15 protein-coding genes are annotated in these 13777 nt (G+C 67.1%); 14 read left to right on the top strand and 1 reads right to left on the bottom strand.

Annotated elements, in window-relative coordinates; genetic code table 11:
- The first annotated feature begins 18 nt into the window (after positions 1–18).
- The 3 genes from ACPEES_RS02995 to ACPEES_RS02985 are packed head-to-tail and all read left to right on the top strand — an operon-like array spanning position 19 to position 3744.
- Complete coding sequence (locus ACPEES_RS02995) at positions 19–966, top strand: ABC transporter permease (protein WP_435100918.1); 948 nt, start codon at positions 19–21, stop codon at positions 964–966.
- Positions 956–1768 carry an ABC transporter permease gene (locus ACPEES_RS02990; RefSeq protein WP_435100916.1) on the top strand — a complete coding sequence of 271 codons (813 nt, stop codon included), beginning with the start codon at positions 956–958 and terminating at the stop codon, positions 1766–1768. The genes ACPEES_RS02995 and ACPEES_RS02990 overlap by 11 nt, the downstream gene beginning before the upstream one ends.
- Positions 1765–3744, top strand: a complete 1980-nt coding sequence (locus ACPEES_RS02985; RefSeq protein WP_435100914.1) for a dipeptide ABC transporter ATP-binding protein — start codon at positions 1765–1767, stop codon at positions 3742–3744. The genes ACPEES_RS02990 and ACPEES_RS02985 overlap by 4 nt, the downstream gene beginning before the upstream one ends.
- Positions 3745–3767: 23 nt before the next feature.
- On the opposite strand, the gene ACPEES_RS02980 is transcribed toward ACPEES_RS02985, so the two are convergent.
- Positions 3768–4529, bottom strand: coding sequence for a DsbA family protein (locus ACPEES_RS02980; RefSeq protein ID WP_435100912.1), 762 nt, complete (start codon positions 4527–4529; stop codon positions 3768–3770).
- Positions 4530–4812: 283 nt separating this feature from the next.
- Here ACPEES_RS02980 and ACPEES_RS02975 point away from each other — a divergent pair, with 283 nt between their 5' ends.
- The 11 genes from ACPEES_RS02975 (at position 4813) to ACPEES_RS02925 (ending at position 13762) form a co-directional block, all read left to right on the top strand.
- Entirely contained in the window at positions 4813–5250 is a 438-nt protein-coding gene (locus ACPEES_RS02975; protein WP_435100910.1) for a hypothetical protein, read from the top strand.
- Positions 5251–5371: 121 nt separating this feature from the next.
- Positions 5372–5560, top strand: a complete 189-nt coding sequence (locus tag ACPEES_RS02970; RefSeq protein WP_435100908.1) for a hypothetical protein — start codon at positions 5372–5374, stop codon at positions 5558–5560.
- A 260-nt stretch (positions 5561–5820) separates the two neighbouring features.
- Positions 5821–6009 (top strand): hypothetical protein, encoded by a 189-nt coding sequence (locus tag ACPEES_RS02965; RefSeq protein WP_435100906.1) that lies wholly within the window; start codon positions 5821–5823, stop codon positions 6007–6009.
- A gap of 119 nt (positions 6010–6128) precedes the next feature.
- On the top strand, positions 6129–7283 hold the full coding sequence (locus ACPEES_RS02960) for a methionine aminotransferase (RefSeq protein ID WP_435100904.1): 1155 nt from the start codon (positions 6129–6131) through the stop codon (positions 7281–7283).
- 512 nt (positions 7284–7795) lie between these two features.
- Complete coding sequence (gene xrtH, locus ACPEES_RS02955; RefSeq protein WP_435100902.1) at positions 7796–8302, top strand: exosortase H; 507 nt, start codon at positions 7796–7798, stop codon at positions 8300–8302.
- Positions 8295–8918 (top strand): exosortase H-associated membrane protein, encoded by a 624-nt coding sequence (locus ACPEES_RS02950; protein WP_435100901.1) that lies wholly within the window; start codon positions 8295–8297, stop codon positions 8916–8918. The genes xrtH and ACPEES_RS02950 overlap by 8 nt, the downstream gene beginning before the upstream one ends.
- A gap of 208 nt (positions 8919–9126) precedes the next feature.
- On the top strand, positions 9127–9345 hold the full coding sequence (locus ACPEES_RS02945; RefSeq protein ID WP_435100899.1) for a Flp family type IVb pilin: 219 nt from the start codon (positions 9127–9129) through the stop codon (positions 9343–9345).
- Between the two features lie 73 nt (positions 9346–9418).
- The gene (locus tag ACPEES_RS02940; protein WP_435100897.1) at positions 9419–9973 is read left to right on the top strand and encodes an A24 family peptidase; all 555 of its coding nucleotides are present in this window, start codon (positions 9419–9421) and stop codon (positions 9971–9973) included.
- 29 nt (positions 9974–10002) lie between these two features.
- Positions 10003–11328 carry an AAA family ATPase gene (locus ACPEES_RS02935; protein WP_435100895.1) on the top strand — a complete coding sequence of 442 codons (1326 nt, stop codon included), beginning with the start codon at positions 10003–10005 and terminating at the stop codon, positions 11326–11328.
- 15 nt (positions 11329–11343) lie between these two features.
- On the top strand, positions 11344–12150 hold the full coding sequence (gene cpaB, locus ACPEES_RS02930; RefSeq protein WP_435100893.1) for a Flp pilus assembly protein CpaB: 807 nt from the start codon (positions 11344–11346) through the stop codon (positions 12148–12150).
- Between the two features lie 46 nt (positions 12151–12196).
- A complete protein-coding gene (locus ACPEES_RS02925; RefSeq protein WP_435100891.1) occupies positions 12197–13762 on the top strand; it encodes a type II and III secretion system protein family protein in 1566 nt (521 codons plus the stop codon).
- Positions 13763–13777 lie beyond the last annotated feature (15 nt).

Here is a 13777-nt window from a genome sequence, read left to right as displayed (position 1 = left end):
GGACGGCCTGAGCGAGCGATGGGGCGCTTTCTTCTCCGGCGGCTGTTGCTGCTCGGCCTGACACTGTTCGTGGCCTCGCTGCTGATATTCCTCATGACCTCGGTCATGCCGGGAAATGTCGGGCGGATCGTGCTCGGCCCGTTCGCGCCGGAGGCAGCGGTCGCCGATCTCAACCGGCAGCTCGGCCTGGATCAGCCGGCGCCGCTGCGCTACGTGCAATGGCTGGGCGGTGTGCTCACCGGTGATTGGGGGCGGTCCCTGACCCTGGAGACGCCGGTGCTGCCATTGGTTATCGAGCGGTTGGGGCGTTCGCTCATCCTCGCCGTGTACGCGCTGGTGCTGCTGGTGCCCGTTGCCATTGCCGCAGGCGTCATCGCCGGACAACGCTCCGGCGGCTGGTTCGATCGCACCGTCTCCGTGGTGGGGCTCGCGTTCGGCGCCATGCCGGAGTTCGTCACCGGTGTGTTCCTGATCGTGGGGCTCGGCGTCGCGCTTGGCTGGCTGCCGGTGCAGGCGTTGCCGTCGGACGGCGCCGGGGTCGTGGCATGGCTGCATCACCTGCTGATGCCCGCCTTGTCGTTGGTATTGCTGCTCTTCGCCTATCTATTCCGCATGGTGCGCGCCGGCATGCTCACCGAGCTGGAGGCCGATTACACCCGCACTGCCGTGCTGAAAGGGCTGCCCCGGGCGCGCGTGATCCGCCATCACGTGCTGCGTAACGCTCTGCTGCCCACGATCACCGTGATCGGCGCACAGCTCGGTTGGCTGGTTGGGGGGCTCGTGGTGGTGGAGACGCTGTTCCGCTATCCGGGCATCGGCAGCTTGATGGAATACGCCGCCTCCAACAAGGACATCCCGCTGCTCGCCGGCTGTGCGTTGCTGATCACCGGTGTTTTCAGTCTCGCCAACCTGGCCGCGGACCTGATCTACGCCTGGCTCAACCCGCGGGTGCGCCATGGGCTTTGAAACCTTTCGCCGCTCGCCGACGCTCGCCGTGGGAGCGCTCATGGTGCTCGCCTGGATCCTGAGCGCGGTGGCCGCACCCTGGCTGGCGCCCGCGTTGCCCACTGCCAGCGACTATTCCGCGCTCAGCCAGCCGCCCGGACCGGGGCACTGGTTCGGCACCGACCAGTATGGCCGCGATGTCCTCTCCCGGGTGCTCTACGGCGGACGCTACGTGCTCATGATTGCGCCGGCTGCTACCGTTATCGGCCTTGCTGTGGGCGCGGCCATCGGTCTAACCGCGGCGTACTTCGGCCGCTGGGTGGATGAGGCCATCATGCGGTTGCTGGACGCGGTCATGGCGTTTCCCATCGTCATCCTCGCGCTGCTGGCGTTGACCATGCTCGGCGGCTCCACCTGGAACGTGGTGCTCGTTATCGGGCTGGTGTTCGCGCCGCTCATCGCCCGCACCGCCCGCGCCGCGGCGCTGGTGGAGGTGCGCAGAGAGTACGTGCAGGCAGCCCGGATCCGCGGCGAGGGGCCGTTCTACGTGCTCGGTGTGGAGGTGTTGCCCAACGTGCGCGGGCCGCTCATCGTCGAGGGCACGATCCGTATCGGCTATGCCGTGTTCACCTCGGCGACGCTGGGCTTTCTCGGCCTCGGCGTGCAGCCACCGGCGCCGGATTGGGGCTTGATGGTCGCCGAGAACCGCACCCTGCTCACCACCGCGCCGTGGACGGTGCTCTTCCCCGCCGCCGCGATCGCCTTCGTGGTCATCGGCTTCTCCCTCATGGCCGACGGGTTGCGGGACCTGGAGGGCCGGTGAGCGTACCCATTCTCGCCTTCGATGAGCTCGCCATCGCCTATCGTCGCCAGCAGCGATGGCGGGAAGCGGTAACGGACGTCTCGCTGACCATCGCCCCGGGTGAGGCCTACGGCCTGGTGGGGGAGTCGGGCTGTGGCAAGTCCACCCTCGCCATGGCCGCCATGGGCTATCTGCCGGCGAATGCCCGGGTCACCCAAGGCCGGATACGTGTCGGCGACACCGATCTGGCCAGCCTCGATGCCCAGGCCTTGCGGCGCCTGCGCGGCGGTCGTATCGCGGCCGTCTACCAGAGCCCGGGGGCGGCGTTGAATCCATCGCTCACCGTGGGCGAGCAGATCGCCGAGGTCTACCGGTTGCACCGGGGAATGGACGCCCGGCCGGCGTGGGCGGCAGCGGGCGAGATGCTCGAGCGGGTGCGCATCCCCGACGGCCCGCGGGTGCGGGCACTCTACCCCTATCAGCTCTCCGGAGGCATGCAGCAGCGGGTGGTCATTGCCATGGGGCTGGCCGGGGATCCGGAGCTGCTGGTGCTGGATGAGCCCACGACGGCACTGGATACCACCGTTCAGGCGGAGATTCTGGCGCTGTTCGAGCAGTTGCGCGCGGAATTCCGCGTGGCGATGCTGTTCATCAGTCACAATCTGGGGGTGGTGCAGTCCGTCTGCGATCGGGTCGGCGTGATGTATGCCGGCGAGCTGGTCGAGGAGGGGAACGCCGGGCGCGTGCTGCATGCGCCGCGCCATCCCTACACCAGCGGCCTGGTGGCCTGCATTCCCGACTTCCGGGAGGCCGAGGGCCGTCACCGCCGGCTCGCAGCGATCCCGGGCAGTCCGCCGCGGCCGGGGGAGCACCCGGATGGCTGCGTCTTCGAGCCCCGTTGCCCGGTGGCACGGGGGGACTGTCGAACGCGCCGGCCGCCGTTCGCGGCCATCGGTGAGGCGCATCGCAGCCGTTGCCTCTACCCGGATACCACGCCGGATCCCCGAAGCGTGACGGCGATCGGCGAGGGCACGACGCCGTCGGCTCCCGGAGAAACCGTGCTCGAGGCCGAGGGCGTGCACCTCCGGCTCGGCGGGGTTCCCATCCTGCGCGATGTCTCCATGGCGTTGCGCCGCGGCGAGACCCTGGCGCTGGTCGGCGAGTCCGGCAGCGGCAAGACCTCGCTGGCGCGGGTGCTCACCGGGCTCGAATGGGGATACGAGGGTCGGGTGCGACTCAGTGGGCCGGGGGGGCGGGCGCCACAGCGGTTGCAGATGGTCTTCCAGTCCCCGGATGGCACGTTGAACCCGAGCCACAGGATCGGATTCCTGCTCGCCCGCGCCATCCGCAAGCTCGCCGGCGTCTCGCGCCGCGAGGCGCGCCAGCGGGTAGCGGGGTTGCTGGATGCAGTGGCCCTGGATCGTGACCTGGCCGGCCGCCGCGGTGCGCATCTCTCCGGCGGCCAGCGCCAGCGCGTGGCCATCGCCCGCGCGTTCGCCGGTACGCCCGCGGCGGTCATTCTCGATGAACCCACTTCGGCCCTGGACGTTTCGGTGCAGGCGGCGATTCTGGAGCTGTTGCGCGGTTTGCGCGACCGCCAGGGCGTCGCCTACCTGTTCATCTCCCACGACCTCGCAGTGGTGCGTCACCTCGCCAACCGCGTTGCCGTCATGTACCTCGGCGAAATCGTGGAGCAGGGGCCAGCGGAGGCTGTGCTCGGCGGCGCCTGTCACCCGTATACGGAGGCGCTGATCGACGCGGTGCCGCGCGGCCGTGAGCGCCCTGCCCGCCCGCGCCTGAGGGGCACCAATCCGGGCCCGGCGGCGCGTCCGAGCGGTTGTCCGTTCCACTCCCGATGCCCTTACGTCATGGACGTATGCCGGCGCGACTATCCGCCGCTGCGCGAGCCCGACGCCGGCCACGGCATACGCTGTCATCTGGCGCTCGAGGACCTGCCGCGGCGCGCTGCGGGTAAGGACGGGGCCTCGTCGCGGTAGCCCGTGCGCTCACCGACCGTGGGCTACCTGGAGTCGTTCGTTCGGCCCGATTGCGTCGAAGCCGCCAATTGCCTGTCCGTGACACCGGAGAGTTGATACCAGCCCGGCCGGGTCAATTCCACATTGCCCACGAACACGGTGGGCGTTGCCCGTATCCGGAACGCCCTGGCAGCTTCCAGGTTGCGCTCGATGGTGTCGCGGTGGCGCTCGGTGTGAAGACAGCGCCGGAAGCGCCCTTCGTCGAGGCCCAGCTCGCGCGCATAGTCGACGAACCGTGCGCGCGGATCATCAGCCTCGGCCCAGTGCGACTGCCGCTCGAACAGGCGCTCGTGGAACGGCCAGAACTCGCCCTGGTCGCGGGCGCAGCGGGCCGCCAGGGCGGCCGGCATTGCATGGCGGTGCTGGCGCAGCGGGAAATCGAACAGCACCAGCTGCGCTTGCCCGGAATCGACGTAGGCTTCCTTGAAGCGTGCCATGGTCGGGGCCAGGCGCGCGCACGACGGACACTGGTAATCAGCGAATTCCCGCACCACCACTGGCGCATCGGGATCACCGATGCGCACCGCGTATCGAGCGAAGCGCTCGGGGAATGGTGCAGCGTCCGCGGTGGCTTGCGGCAGGTCGTCCACCGGGGACAGCGACGGCGTCGTGAGTGCGTAGAACCCACCCACCAGCAGCACGGCCACTGTCGCTATACCGCCGCCGATCAACCATGAGCGGTGACGTCGGCGGGCCTGCTTCCTTGCCGCGTCGCCGCTTGCTCGTCGCCGTTTCGCCTCACCCATGCGGACACCTCGCCCGATTGCTTTACTGATCCGATCATACCTAATGCCACGTGTCAGAGCGCTTGTGCGGTTCCGCTGCAAGCCACGCGAGCGAAGGCGTGGCGAGGCTCACGTCGAGTGAGCGCAACGCCGCGGCCGGGCCGCACACGCGCGCCCTTCGGGCGAGCATTACCTGTGATCGGATCAGTATCGTGAATGGTAAGCGATTTGTGCACTACCGTGCGCCACGACGGGGGGAGACCGCCATGGGAGGACCAGCATCATAAACACGCTCGTGGCCGGCGTGCGCGCGACACTCGCTATCGCAGTGATCAGCCTCTGGACGACCGGCGTAGGGATCGCCGGAGAGGCGGACGTCGTCACCGTAAAAGCCGTGCCGACCGGCGATGGCGCTTACCGCTTCGAGGTGACCGTCCGCCACGCTGACGAGGGCAGGGATCACTACGCGAATCGCTGGGAGGTGCTCGGGCCGGACGGCGAGGTTGTCGCGACGCGCACGCTTGGTCACCCGCATGTGGCAGAGCAGCCGTTCACGCGTAGCCTGCCATTGGTGCAGATCCCGGTGGGGGTCGACACCGTTACGGTTCGCGCCCACGACAAGGTACACCGCTATGGCGGTGAGACGCGTTCGGTGGCCTTGCCGGATCGCCGACCGGCGGTGCCGATAGCGGAGGGCTGTACCGCGTTCCGGAGACAGGTGACCGCGCGTCGAACGCGCTGAAGCGCGACGTGCGTACGGGCTGTCCGAAGCCGCGTAGGCAATTCGGCGAATGGGCGGCGGGGGGTGGGCTGCTTAGCCTGTAGGCAAGGGTGGAGCGGTCATCCAGCCGCAGGAGATAGCCATGAAAGCCCGCAATGATGCGATCCGCACCAGCGTTCACTACCGAAACGGCCGCATCGTGCTTACCGGCGAACGGCCGGACCTGCAGCTCGAAGCCGAGCGCATTCTGCTGCGCTTTCGTTTCAGCGCATGCCCCTATACGCCACGCCACGTGGACGACCGTCACATCGTGCTCGTGCCGTGCCGCTGACGTTACCCGGCAGCGGTGCGATTGCGGGACGTTGCCGTTGAGGGGCTCAAGATCCTTACAGGCTTTTGCAACGGACTCCTAGCAGTCTTTGCCCTGGAGGATGATCCTGACAGTGCGGGTCCCTTGCGGTGTCCGGGTGGTCCGACAGTCGCGCGACGGCCCTGTCCGATGAGGCCGGGGGATTGGGAGCAGGACACCGAGATCATTGAGTGGCCCCTGGGGGACGACAGACTTGCCGCCGCCGGGCCCGGGAGGCAGTCATGCAAGCACGTGATGACCAGATCCGCACCTGTGTTCGCTACCGTGACGGCTACATCGTGCTCACCGGCGAGTGGCCGGCCCTGCAGCTCGAAGCCGAGCGCATTCTGCTGCGTTTTCGTTACAGCGCTCGGCCGTACTACCGTCGTCGCGTAAGCGAGCACCACGTCGTGCTCGCGCCCTGCCACTGACTCGGCTATCGGAGGACGCGGCCCGCGGGGCGGTCGCGTCCGGGCGCCGTTGCACGTCGTCGGGGCCTCTGCGATGCTTCCGCGGATATCAAGCGTCCGCGATGCCAAGGAGCACGCCTGTGGCCACCCCCCGCATCGACAGCAAGTTGCCCGCCGTGGGCACGACGATCTTCGCCGTGATGTCGCAGAAGGCGGCGGATCACGGCGCTTTCAATCTGTCCCAGGGCTTCCCGGATTTCCACCCGCCGGAGCGCCTGCAGGCATTGCTCACCGAGGCGATGCAAGAAGGCCTCAACCAGTACGCGCCGCTCCACGGCCTGCCCATGCTGCGGGAGGCCATCGCCGAGAAGGTCGCCCGGCTCTACGGCCGGGAAGTGGACGTGAACGAGGAGATCACGGTGACCTCCGGTGCCACGGAGGCGCTGTTCGACGCCGTACAGGCGGTGGTGCACCCGGGCGACGAGGTGATCGTGCTCGACCCCGCCTACGACGCCTACGAGCCGGCCGTGGAGCTCGCGGGCGGTCGTACCGTTCACGTGCCGCTGACCTCGCCGGATTTCCACATCGACTGGGACCGCCTTGCCACAGCGCTGACCCCGAAAACGCGCCTGCTGATCCTGAACACGCCGCACAACCCGGCGGGTGCGGTGCTCGGTCACGACGAGTTGGACCGCCTCGCCGCGCTGCTGCGGGATACCGACACCCTCGTGCTCTCCGACGAGGTCTACGAGCACATCGTCTTCGACGGCGCCCACCGCAGCGTGTTGGGTCACCCGGATCTCGCGGAACGCGCCTTCGCGGTATCGTCCTTCGGCAAGACCTACCACTGCACCGGCTGGAAGATCGGTTACTGCATCGCGCCGGCGGGCCTTACCCGGGAGTTCCGCAAAGTCCACCAGTACGTGACCTTCGCCACCATGGCGCCGGCCCAGGCGGCCTTCTCCCGATACATGCGGGAGAACCCGGCGCATACCGTGGAGCTGCCCGAGTTCTATCGCGCCAAGCGCGATCGTCTGGCGGAATGGCTAGACCGCAGTCGGTTCACCTACACGCCGGCGCCCGGCACCTATTTTCAGCTCATCGACTACCGCGCCATTGCCGACGTGCCCGACACCGAGTTCTGCGACCGATTGATCCGCGAGGCCGGCGTGGCCGCGGTGCCCATCTCGGTGTTCTACGAGACACCCCCGACGGACCAGCGCCTCGTGCGCCTGTGCTTCGCCAAGGAAGACGCCACGCTGGATGCGGCGGGGGAGCGGCTGGCGAAGTTGTGAGGCCGATTGGCAGCACCGCACCTGGTTAGCGAGGCGGACTGTCGGACAAATACTCAACTACCTCAGCATTGCTTAGTGTTGACGTTGTGCTTGCTGTGGCGCTTCTTGCTGTCGGCATTGTTGGTGAACTGCCGAATCCTGAGATGCCTTTGTGGACATTGGTGGCGGTACGTCCGATGTGGGTCTTTGGCATATGGGCGCATGTGCACATGTGCGCAATGTATGTCGGCGCAAAGGGTTGTTGCGTAAGATTCTGAAAGAAAAATGCCGAATTGATGCATGTGTTAGGCAATCTTGAGTTGCATGGCGATTGCGTCCATTCCTCACTCAGGGCGCTCAACGGCACGGAATGTCAGATACGCGCTGGACGACCCTGGACCAAGGTAACGAAAAGGCCGCTCCAGGTAGGCGGGTGTGAGACTCGGTGGGTATACTGGGCACAGTTTCCGGTCGCTCGGATCCGATAACTCGGGAAGAACAACAATCCGTGGCCGAGGGGGCCGCATCTGTCCATGCACCACCCGATTCGTCGCTTGTGCCTGTTCATGGGGCTGCTCGTCGGTCTGTTCACGGTGGAGATGCTCTCGCCGGTGCAGGCGCACGTGATTCAGCCGTTTACCGGGTTGATCGCCAGCGTGTGCGCGTGGCTGGTGCAGCTCTTCGACGCCGGGGTCGTCTCCCAGGGGATCGTCCTGCGGGACGCGGCGAGCGGGGTGGCGGTGGCCATTCAGCCGGGGTGTAACGGGGTGGAGGCGATGATCACGCTGACGGCGGCGGTGGTTTCGTTTCCGGCGACGTGGCGCCAGCGGTTGGTGGGGTTGGGGGCCGGGTTCGTGGCGATTCAGGTGCTCAACGTGGTGCGCATCATCAGCCTGTTCTATCTGCTGCAGTGGAACGAGGCGCTGTTCGAGTTCGCCCATCTCTATCTCTGGCAGGCGCTGATCATTCTCGATGCCCTGGTGGTGTTCCTGATCTGGTTGCGGCGGTTGCCGGCGCCGGGGAGCGCAGTGCATGCCTGATCTCGCGTCCCGGGCCTTTTTGCTGCGGGCGGTGCTGTGGCTCGTCATCGTTTTCGTCGCCTGGGCGTGGTTGGCACCGGTGTTGCTGCTGCCGGTGGCGTGGCTGACGGAGCCGGTGCTCACCGCGCTGCAGCCCCAGGCCGTCGCCGGAGTCGAGGCGTCGGGCAAGGCGGCAGTGGATATCGTCACCCGTTTCGATGCGTCCATGCTGCCCGCGCGGAATCAGACGCCGGAGCGGGCGCACGAGATTGCGTTTTCCGTGAATGCGCTCAAGTACGGTTACGGTCTGCCGTTGATCGTGGCTCTGACACTCGCCGCCGAAGGGGTGTCGACGCGGCGGCGCGTGTTGTGTGTGCTCGGCGGTTCGGTGCTGGTACTGGCCGTGCAGGTCTGGGGCGTGAGCTTCGAGGCGCTGCTGGTGCTCGGTCGTCAGCTCGGTCCCAGGGTGGCTGAAGTACTCGATTTTTCCCCCTTTGCCCATGAGGCCGTCGCCCTCGGCTATCAGTTGGGATCGCTGATTTTCCCTCCCGTGCTGCCTGTCGTTTGGTGGGGCGGTTGCCATCTGCGTTTGCTCGTACCGGCGTTTCGGGCGCCGGTCCCTGGGGGCGGTGACTGAGCGTACCGTTCGTCGCTGTTCCCACCTCCTCGCGCTTCGATAAAACCGTCGTCTTACCAACGGCTTACGGCATCCGCGCAAGATCCTTCCAGCCTTCTGCAAGGGACTCCTAGCAGCAGTCCCCGCTTCCCACGAAGCTTCACTTGCAGGCCGCCCCGAAGTCGGGATGAGGCCTGCGGTGGCACTAACCCTTTGGGAGGCAGACGCCATGACGAAGTGGATCCGTGACGAACTGACGCGCCTGGTGCGCGAGGACGAGGGCACCGAGGTGGTCGAGTGGGCGCTGGTCGCCGGGCTCATCGTGGTGCTCGCTGCCGCTACGTTCGCGGCGATCGGCGGCAACGTGGATACCGTTTTCAAGGCGATCGAGACGAAGACGGGCGAGGCCGCGGCGAACGCCGGTGGTGGCACGACGAGCGGCTCCTGATCGACTGCGCCTGACGAGGGCGCCGGTATTCGGCCGGCGCCCGCCTTTCACCCAGGTAAGGGTTTAGCGAGCGATGACCACTCAACCCCTTCTCTTCAGCCTGCCCCTGCTCGCCCTGGTTTGGACCGCGGCGATCTGGGACGTACGCACCCGCCGGGTGCCGAACTGGCTGACGGGGGGCGGCGCGGTGGTCGCGATCACGCTGCATCTGTTTACCGACCCGGGTGGCGTGCTGTCCACCGCTCTGACTGGTGTCGCCGTGGGGGGAGCGGTGTTGCTGCCCGGGTTTTTTCTTCGAAGCACCGGCGCCGCAGACGTGAAGCTGATGGCGGCGGCGGGCGGTTTTCTCGGGCCGGCCGGGGCATTCACCGCGGCGCTGACGGCGATCGTCGCCGGCGCCTTGACGGCGCTGATTCTGGTGGCGGTTCGCCAGCTTGCTGGGGGTGGGGGCAGCCCGTGGGGGCGTTACGGGCTGATGTTGAAAACCCTCCTGGTTACCGGGCGCGCGGCGTACGTGCGGCCGGCGGCGGGAGAGGTGATGGGGGCGAAGTTCCCGTTCGCCGTGGCCATCGCGGTGGGGGTAACGCTGGTCACGGCTGGGGCTTCGCCCGGTTTTTTCGCCGGATGAATTCGTCCATCGAGACGGTGAGAGGGGCCATGAACACCGACACGAACGCGCTCTCGTCGACCGCCGACAGCTCGGGGGACTCCGGTTGGGCGGCCCGGCGCGCGCCGCGCCCGCACACGATCGAATCGACTGGGGTGGGCGAGCTCTATCTCGCCGACCTGGTGGTCAAACACCTGTATCACAGTGGCGTGCTGGATCTCGCGGACCTCTGTGAGCGTGTTGCACTCTCCGGCCGCCTGTCGGAGGAGATTCTGGCTTTCCTGCGCGATGAGGGGCGCGTCGAAGTGCGCGGACGTTGTGCCGAATCCGGTGTACTGCGTTACGCGCTCACGGAACGGGGTCGCGTGTCCGCGCTCGAGGCGCTGGAGCGCGATGGTTACGTGGGACCGGCACCGGTGACCGTGGAGGAGTACGAGCGCCTGGTGGCGTTGCAGTCGGTGGGGGCGATCACTGTCGACTGCGAGCGCATCCGTGAAGTGTTCGGCGATACCGTCATTCGGCCGGGGTTGCTGGACCAGCTCGGCCCCGCCATGCACTCGGGGCGCGCGATGTTCTTCTACGGCGCGCCCGGTACCGGCAAGAGCTTCATCGCCCGCCGGTTGAGCCGCGTATTCGCCGACCACGTGCTCATCCCTCATGCGGTGCTGGCGGGGGACAAGGCGGTTCGCGTGTTCGATCCGGGCTTCCACCGGCCGGTCGCCGGCCGCTGTGACGAGGACGGTCTGCTGCTCGACCGCGGGCACGATCCCCGCTATGCGCTATGCGAACGACCGGTGCTCGTCACCGGTGGCGAACTGACGCTCGACAGGCTGGATATCCAGTACGACACGGCCACCGGCACGCATCAGGCGCCGATTCAGCTCAAGGCCACCAATGGCCTTCTCGTCATCGACGACCTCGGGCGCCAGCGTATGGCGCCGCTGGAGCTGTTCAACCGCTGGATCATCCCGCTCGAAGAGCGTCGCGACTTCCTCACCCTGCGGGACGGGCGCCATTTCCAGGTGCCCTTCGATCTGGTGCTGGTGTTCTCCACCAACAAGAACCCGCTGGAGCTCGCCGACGAGGCCTTTCTCCGGCGCATCGGCTACAAGATTCGCTTCGATCCGCTGGAGGCGAGTGAGTACACCGCCATCTGGTGGCAGGAGTGCGAGCGCCGGGGGCTCGAGTACGACCCGGCGCTGGTGCGTTTCGTCATCCACGAGTTGCACGGCATCCGCGGGGTACCGCTGCTGCCCTGCCATCCACGCGATCTCATCGATCTGGCGCTCGACTACGGCCGCTACGCGCACGAACCGGCGCTCACGCCGGAGGCGCTGAACCGGGCGTGGGACAGCTATTTCGTACGGCTCGACTGAGCCCGGAGGTATGTCATGAAAAAGGGGCGATTCGTTCTCATGCTGACGATCTCGCTGGCGATGGCGGTGGGGGCGGCCGTCCTGGCGAAGAACTGGCTCGCCGAGCGCATGCGCACGGAGGAAGTTGTCGCCACCAGCGGACAGGTGGTGGTCGCCGCGCTCGAGATTCCCTTCGGCGAAAGCGTCGAGGCCGCCGAGGTCAAGGTTATCGACATGCCCGAGAGCGCCGTGCCCGACGGGTCGTTCAAGCGGGTCGACGACGTGGTCGGGCGAGTCGCCACGCAGGCCGTCCTCCCCGGGGAGATTCTCCTGGAGAAGCGGATCGTCGAGCACATGAGCGGCAGCGCCCTGGCGGTGGTTCTGGAGAAAGGCAAGCGTGCGATCACGGTGCGCGTCGACGATGTCGTGGGCGTGGCCGGTTTCCTGCTGCCCGGCAACCGCGTGGACGTGGTGGCGACCCGGCGTAACGGTGGCCGCCGGGTGGACTCGAAGACGATTCTCTCCAATCTCAAGGTCCTGGCGGTGGATCAGACCGCTTCACCGGAGAGGGACGGGCCGGTGATCGTGCGGGCCGTGACCCTCGAGGTGAACCCGCGACAGGCCGAGCGCCTGGCGAAGGCCACCCAGGAGGGCAAGGTGCAGCTCACGCTGCGCAATCCGCTGGACAAATCCGGGGCGGAACTGGCGTCGATGGAGACGCCCGAGCCGGAAGCGAAGCCGGCACCGAAGCCGGTGCAGAAAGTGGTTTACCGGTCGCGCCCGGACGTGAGCATCACGGTGATCCGGGGCACTGACGTAAGCGCGGTCAAGGTCAAGGACTGAGGCACCGGGAGCCGGTGCGTCATGTGACAACTAGGGGTGGCGGGTCATGATCAAGAAAAGGACACGGGCATGGGGGCTGGCGCTGGTCGCCGCGTGCGCAACCACTGCGCTGGCGGCGCCCCGCGGAGTGGAAGCGCAGAATGTACCCGGGCGCGCCGGGATGGTCGCCTACGAGGACGAGACGGTCGCGGTGGAAGTGGCGCTCAACAAATCGGAAGTGCTCACTTTCCCCCGCGCCATCAAGCGCGTCTCGGTGGGTAACCCGAACGTCGCCGACATCCTCGTCGTGCGTTCGCGCCAGCTCTACATCGTGGGGAAGTCCACGGGGGCGACCAACGTCGTGCTCTGGGACGGCAACGGTAACGTCCAGGGCGTGCTCAACGTCCAGGTGCATCAGGACGTGGAGCTGCTCAAGGCCAAGCTTCACGAGCTGCTGCCCGGCGAGGGCATTCAGGTGCGGACGTCTCACGGGGCTATCGTGCTGAGTGGAGAGGTTTCCAGCGCGACGCGGCTGGACGCGGCGGCGCGGGTGGCGGAGAGCTTCTCCACCGCCAACGGCGGCGACGACGGCCCACGGGTGCTCAACCTCATGCAGGTGGGCGGTGCCCAGCAGGTCATGCTGGACGTAAAGGTGGCCGAAGTCTCGCGGACGCTGGTCAAGCGGTTGAACATCCAGTTCGACGCGTTCAACTCCGGGACGCCGTGGAAGCTGGGGGCCGTCAACGGCGGCGCCCGCTTCCCGGACGCGGAGTTCGCCGACGGTGTCGGTAGCTCTGCCCGGGTACCGGTGTTCGGAGACGGCACGCCCATCGGCCCGGCCGTGGACGAATTCGCGCCGGGTAGCCGGGTCATCGAGGACGCCGGCCTGTTCGCGAGCTACCTGAGCGGGGACTTCCTCTTCAACGCGGTTTTCGACGCCGCCCACCAGGACGGTCTGGCACGTATTCTCGCCGAGCCGAACCTCACGACGCTCACCGGTGAGCCGGCAAGCTTCATCGCCGGTGGCGAATTCCCGATTCCGGTGCCGTCGGGGGAGGACCGTATCACTATCGAGTTCAAGGAATTCGGTGTGGGGCTGAATTTCCTGCCCACGGTGCTCGATTCGGGGGTCATCAACCTCAAGGTCGACGTCGAGGTCTCCGAGCTGGTGCCCCAGAACAATCTCACGGTGGGCTTCGGCGGTAGCGACGTCTCCCAGAACTTCTTCGTGCCTTCGCTGGTCAAGCGCAGCGCCACTTCAACGGTGGAGCTGGCGAGCGGGCGGACTATCGCCATCGCCGGCATGATCAACGAGAACCTGCGCGAGAACGTCAACAAGTTCCCCGGCCTCGGCAATGTGCCGATTCTCGGCATGCTTTTCCGCAGCCAGGAGTTCATCAAGGACCAGACCGAGCTGGTGATTTTCGTCACGCCACGCCTGGCGCGCTCGGTCGATCCGAAGGACGTTCACCTGCCCACTGACGGCTTCGTCGAGCCCACCGACCTGGAGTTCTACCTCCTCGGGCGGATGAGCGCACGTCGCCCCGGTGCGCTTTCCACAGAGGCCGCATCGGTCACGGGCGCCGGTAACGGCGGCACCGATGGCCGCTTCGGTCATGACCTGGGTCAGTGAGATGAGGAGACACGC

The organism is Arhodomonas sp. AD133 (assembly GCF_051195215.1).
GTDB lineage: Bacteria > Pseudomonadota > Gammaproteobacteria > Nitrococcales > Nitrococcaceae > Arhodomonas.
Note: the sequence above shows the minus strand (reverse complement) of the source record. Positions and strands in the feature narration are given on the sequence as shown.